Source organism: Hydrogenimonas sp., from assembly GCF_029932565.1.
GTDB lineage: Bacteria > Campylobacterota > Campylobacteria > Campylobacterales > Hydrogenimonadaceae > Hydrogenimonas.
Genome location: NZ_JAOZPV010000098.1, coordinates 1 through 5379, shown reverse-complemented (window position 1 = coordinate 5379; position 5379 = coordinate 1). Strand labels below are relative to the sequence as shown.

Annotated in this window: 4 protein-coding genes and 1 pseudogene; 2 read left to right on the top strand and 3 right to left on the bottom strand. The window is 52.2% G+C overall.

The genetic code is table 11. The features are described from left to right. Positions 1 to 208: 208 nt before the first annotated feature. The 3 genes and pseudogenes from radA to Q1K24_RS09090 form a co-directional block, all read right to left on the bottom strand. A complete protein-coding gene (radA, locus tag Q1K24_RS09100) occupies positions 209 to 1558 on the bottom strand; it encodes a DNA repair protein RadA (RefSeq protein ID WP_300369189.1) in 1350 nt (449 codons plus the stop codon). A 259-nt stretch (positions 1559 to 1817) separates the two neighbouring features. Next, positions 1818 to 2702 (bottom strand): annotated as a pseudogene (gene ftsY / locus Q1K24_RS09095) (signal recognition particle-docking protein FtsY); the annotation flags it as partial. A 1-nt stretch (position 2703) separates the two neighbouring features. Next, on the bottom strand, positions 2704 to 3273 hold the full coding sequence (locus tag Q1K24_RS09090) for a TlpA disulfide reductase family protein (RefSeq protein ID WP_300369186.1): 570 nt from the start codon (positions 3271 to 3273) through the stop codon (positions 2704 to 2706). A 54-nt stretch (positions 3274 to 3327) separates the two neighbouring features. Between Q1K24_RS09090 and Q1K24_RS09085 the strand changes: the two genes are divergently transcribed. Together Q1K24_RS09085 and rny are read left to right on the top strand one after the other, a co-directional pair. Then, complete coding sequence (locus Q1K24_RS09085) at positions 3328 to 3921, top strand: 5-formyltetrahydrofolate cyclo-ligase (protein WP_300369183.1); 594 nt, start codon at positions 3328 to 3330, stop codon at positions 3919 to 3921. Beyond that, on the top strand, positions 3881 to 5379 hold a 1499-nt coding region (gene rny / locus Q1K24_RS09080; RefSeq protein WP_300369180.1), incomplete at its 3' end, for a ribonuclease Y. The genes Q1K24_RS09085 and rny, both read left to right, overlap by 41 nt.

Below are 5379 nucleotides of genomic sequence, written 5' to 3'. Positions count from 1 at the left end.
TCCTCAAACAATGGAAGATTATTTTTCTATCATTATGATTTATGCTGTTGGAGTATTAGTAGGTGCAATATTTTTAACGGCATTATTCAGAATGTGGTTTGAGAGAAAAGACAAAGTTTAAAAAGCCATTAATAATTAACCTATTGATTTTAATAGCTTAAAGATTGTAATTATCTAATAACTCAAATTAAATCTGTCAATATAACGTTTACATCCATTCCACCACTTTCGCCACCTCTTCGGCCACGAAGCATTTCAGAGGCGTTTTGAAACCCGGTCTGTTGGGTACGATCGCTTTGGAGAATCCAAGTGTGTGGGCCTCTCGGAGGCGCTGTTCGAGGTGGAAAACTTCCCGTATGTCGCCAATGAGACTCACTTCACCGATGAAGATGCTTTCATCGCTCAATGGGCGGTTTCGGAAGGAGCTGATGATGGCGGCGATGATGGCGAGGTCGGCGGCGGGTTCGTTGATCTTGATGCCACCGGCGATATTGACGAAGACGTCGTACTGGCCGAAGGGCAGATCGAGTTTTTTCTCCAGCAGTGCCAGCAGCATCGTCAGGCGGCTGGCATCGTAGCCGGTGGTTGAGCGTTTGGGATTGCCGTAGCCGCTGTCGGAAACGAGGGCCTGCACTTCGATAACCAGCGGCCGCGTCCCCTCCATGATGACGGTGACGGCGCTGCCCGCCTGCGGTTTTCCGCGGCTGAAGAATTTGGAAGCGATATCCTTGGCGCTGACAAGCCCCTCCTGCGTCATTTCGAAAATCCCCACTTCGCTGGTGCTTCCGAAGCGGTTTTTGAAGGCCCTCAGCATCCGTATCTCTTTGCTGGCGTCGCCTTCGAAGTAGAGCACCGTGTCGACCATGTGCTCCAATACCCGCGGTCCGGCGATGGAGCCCTCTTTGGTGATGTGGCCGATGATGAAGATGGGTATCTGTTTCTCTTTGGCCAGGCGCATCAAGTCGAAAGTGATCGTGCGCACCTGCGTGACGCTGCCGGGAGCCGAAGGAATGGAGTCGGAGTAGAGAGTCTGGATGGAGTCGATGATAATGAGATCGTAACCGCTTTTGCCGACTTCCGCCATCACCGCTTCGAGACGGATTTCACCGAGGAGATAGAGGTCGTCGTGGTTGGCGCCCAGACGGTTGGCCCGCATCTTGATCTGCCCGCCCGACTCTTCGCCGCTGACGTAAAGCACCTTTTTCTTCTGTGCCGCCAGATTGCCGCCGATTTTGAGCAGCAGCGTCGATTTGCCGATACCGGGACTTCCGCCGATAAGTACGAGCGATCCCGGTACGATGCCGCCTCCGAGCACAAGGTCGAGTTCGCTGTCTCCGCTGGAAAAACGGGTGACCTCCTCCTCTTCGATCTGGGTGATCGGCTTGGCCTGGGAAGGAGCGGATGTCGCTTTGGATATTTCGTTCAATACCTTCTGCTGTTCGGCAGAAAGTTCGATAAAACTCTCCCACGCGCCGCAGTTCGGGCATTTTCCCATCCATTTGGCACTCTGCATGCCGCAGGCCTGGCATTCGTAGAGAGACTGTTTCTTTTTAGCCATTGACCGCCAGCTCTTCGGCTCTGTAGGCTCTGACGATACTGCCGTCTTTGTCGAGTATTTCGATCTGGTCGGCGTTTTCGTTGATGTTGAGACGATAGGTTTCTCCGGTAGCGCGGTCGGAGACGAAATGCTTTGAAAGAAGATTGAATCCGTCGTTGTCAAGCAGCTCTTCGAGTCGGGCAAGCTGAGCGTCGGTCAATGCTTTCAGATCGACCTGATGGGTTTTTCCGGAAGATGGGATCATATCCGGACTCTCTTCGATGAAGATCGCATCGAGAATCGTATTGACGAACTCTTTGGGATCGAAAGGAATCAGATCTTCCGCCCGTTCGCCCACACCCACGTAGTAGATGGGAAGTTTCAGCTCTTCGGCGATGCTGAAAAGTGCACCACCCTTGGCCGTACCGTCGAGTTTCGTGATGATGATACCGTCGATATCGATCATCTCCTTGAACGCCTTGGCCTGGTTGATGGCGCTGTTGCCCTGGGTCCCGTCGAGTATCAGTATTTTCCGATGCGGAGCAGGTTTTGAGTGATCCGTCGCGGGCATCGCCTTGCTGCAGACCCGGACGATCTTTTTGAGCTCTTCGGCCAGGTTGGTCTGGGTGTGCAGGCGACCGGCCGTGTCGATGATGACATGGTCGAATCCCTTCGCTTTGGCGGAACTGATGGCGTCGTAGGCGACAGCGGACGGATCGTGTCCCTGTTTCGTATAGACGATGGGAATGTCGAGTTTTTCGGCCCAGGTCTTGAGCTGTTCGATGGCGGCGGCCCGGAACGTGTCGGAGGCGCCGAGCATGACGGTTTCGCCTTCCGTTTTGTAGCGCTGGGCCAGTTTGGCGATCGTCGTCGTCTTCCCGGCACCGTTGACACCGACGATCAGCTCGACGAAGGGCTTTTCACCCTTCGGTTCGATCTTTTCGACATCGTAGATGAAGAGGGAGATAAGGGTATTGTAGAGCTGGATGCGTTTGACGGTCTCGGGAAGCGACTCGACGATCGTTTCGACCAGATCGTAGGTGACATCGGCTTCGAGAAGGAGGTCTTCGAGATCTTCGCGACCGATCTTTTCGCGTTTGACGGGGGCGTTGCTGTGAATCGTTTCGACAGTTTTTTTCAGCCCCTTTTTCAAAAAGGAGAACATCTTATTTCACCTCCTTCAGCGCCTCTTTGATATCGCTTTCGATCATCTCTTCCGGAACCATGCCGACATAATGGCGAAAATAGTTGCCGTTGACGAAAAGGACCATCATCGGAATCGAAAAGTTTTTGGGTTGATGAAGCATATCGGCAGTCGTGCCGGCAAGCATCATGTTGTCCGGAGCGCTGGAGACAAAATAGTTGATGTCGTGCCCCACAATGAATCGTTTCAGCTCAGCAGGATGTTTCGATTCGACCAGAACACCGATAATCTTCAGTTTTCCTCTGTAGTTGTTCTGCAGATTGACCAGATGCGGAATTTCCGCTCTGCATGGCGGGCACCATGTGGCGAAGAAGTCCAGCATGACAATGGGTTCGCTGACGTTGAAATCGAAACCTTCCCCCTTCCGTGTCGCTTTGATACTCTGGTTTCCGTCACTGAGCGTGAATGTACTCGGCTGGGACTGCTCCGTTTTTTCTGTCGTACCGGTGCCCGTCTCCTCTTTCTCCCCGCAGCCGGTGATAAAAAGTGTCAATAGTGCCAACAGGAAGATCGTTGCCGTTTTCAATCGCATTAAATAACCTTTGGATAAAATAGGAATCGATTATAGTACAACAGGGCTTAAACATTGGACAAAAAAACATTTAGAAAAGCGTGTCTGAAAAGATTGCAGAAAGCGGAAAGAAGTGGCAAGTTCTACCGCAACAGAATCGTTTTGAAAAGAATCGGTAGTATTATAAAAAAATATAATCCAAAAACGATTCTGCTCTACCTTCCCATGGGGCATGAAGTCGATGTCAGGCCGCTGTTCAGGCGTTTGCGGCGCAATCGGAAAATTTATGTTCCGTTTATGGAAGGAGAAAGTTTTAAGTTGGTACAATATAGATTGCCGCTGTCTGAAAAACAGTTTGGCATTATGGAACCGATGAATTCACATTTTTATCTGTCAAAAATAGATTTGGCGATCGTTCCGGTCGTGGGGGTTGACGGGCGATTTCGCCGCATAGGATTTGGAAAAGGTATGTACGATAGATTTTTTGGGTCACTGAAGCAAAAGCCTCTGACCGTATTTGTACAGCTTGCAAAATGCTATACGAAAAAGAGAATAACCGATGATTTTGATGTATTGGCAGATATTTATATAACCCCCGAAGATATTATTGTCCGAGGGAAACACCATGTTGACAGAGTTGATCATAGGAGGTGCAGCCGCCACAGTTAGCGGCGTAGCGGCATTTCTTATCACAAAAAAGATTGACGCTTCGAAATACGATATCTATGTCGAGCAGGCCAAAGCGAAGGCCAAGGCGATCGAGCACGAAGCGGAAGTGGTTCTGCAGAACGCCAAGCTCAAAGTGACCGAAGCGGAGCTCGAGGCGAAGCAGAAATATGAGGATGAGCTGGTTCGGCTCAACAACGAGTTCAATACACGTCTCGCACAGCTCGAAAAACGTGAAGAACAGCTTGCCAAACGTCTCGAAGAGGAGCTGGCACAGGTCTCCGAAGAGAAAGAGGAGGTCAAAGCCGCCAAAGCGGAACTCAAAGCGGCACAGCAGCAGATCGATATGCTGCGGGACGAGTATGAAACCAAGCGAAAAGAGGCGCTGAAGATTCTTGAACGCGCCTCGGGGCTCACCGCCGACGAGGCGAAAGAGCTTGTGTTGAAACAGGCGGAAGAGGATGCCCGGGCCGAAATCGCCCATATTGTACGCAAACACGAAACGGAAGCGAAAACGGAGGCGAAACGGAAGGCCAACTATATTCTGGCCCAGGCGACGACACGCTATGCCGGCGAGTTTGCCGCCGAACGTCTCATCAATGTCGTTCACCTTCCAGACGACGAACTGAAAGGGCGTATTATCGGCAAGGAGGGGCGTAACATCAAAACCCTCGAGATGCTGCTGGGTGTCGATATCATCATCGACGATACGCCGGGAGCTATCATTCTCAGCAGTTTCAACCTCTACCGCCGCGCCATCGCGACACGCACGATCGAACTGCTGATCGAAGATGGCCGTATCCAGCCGGCACGGATCGAAGAGATTTACGAAAAAGTGACCGAAGAGTTCGAGCAGATGGTGCTCGAAGAGGGGGAACAGATCGTAACCGACCTGGGCGTTTCGCCGATGCATCCGGAACTGATGAAATTGATCGGCCGATTGCGCTATCGTGCCAGTTACGGGCAGAACGCCCTGGGCCATTCGCTGGAAGTGGCGCATCTGGCCGGCATCATGGCGGCGGAGATGGGTGGCGACGAAGTGCTTGCCAAACGGGCCGGTATTCTCCACGACATCGGAAAGTCGCTGACACACGAGTATGCGGGAAGCCATGTCGATCTCGGTGCGGAAGTGTGCCGCCGTTACAAAGAGCATCCGGTGGTTATCAATGCCATCTACGCCCACCACGGACACGAAGAGCCCGAGACGGTCGAAGCGGCTGCCGTATGCGCAGCCGATACGCTCTCGGCTGCACGGCCCGGTGCGCGACGCGAAGTGCTCGAAAGCTTTCTCAAACGTGTCAAGGCAATCGAAGAGATCGCGACATCCAAGCAGGGTGTCCACCACGCCTATGCGATCAACGCCGGTCGTGAAGTACGCGTCATCGTCAACGCATCGCTCGTCAACGACGACGAAGCCGTCCTCCTCTCCAAAGAGATTTCGGAGGAGATCGAAAAGAGCGT

Bases quoted from the DNA above. Each gene is read 5' to 3' on its own strand.
- radA (WP_300369189.1), bottom strand. From the start codon at position 1,558: ATGGCTAAAAAGAAACAGTCTCTCTACGAATGCCAGGCCTGCGGCATG.
- Q1K24_RS09090 (WP_300369186.1), bottom strand. From the start codon at position 3,273: ATGCGATTGAAAACGGCAACGATCTTCCTGTTGGCACTATTGACACTT.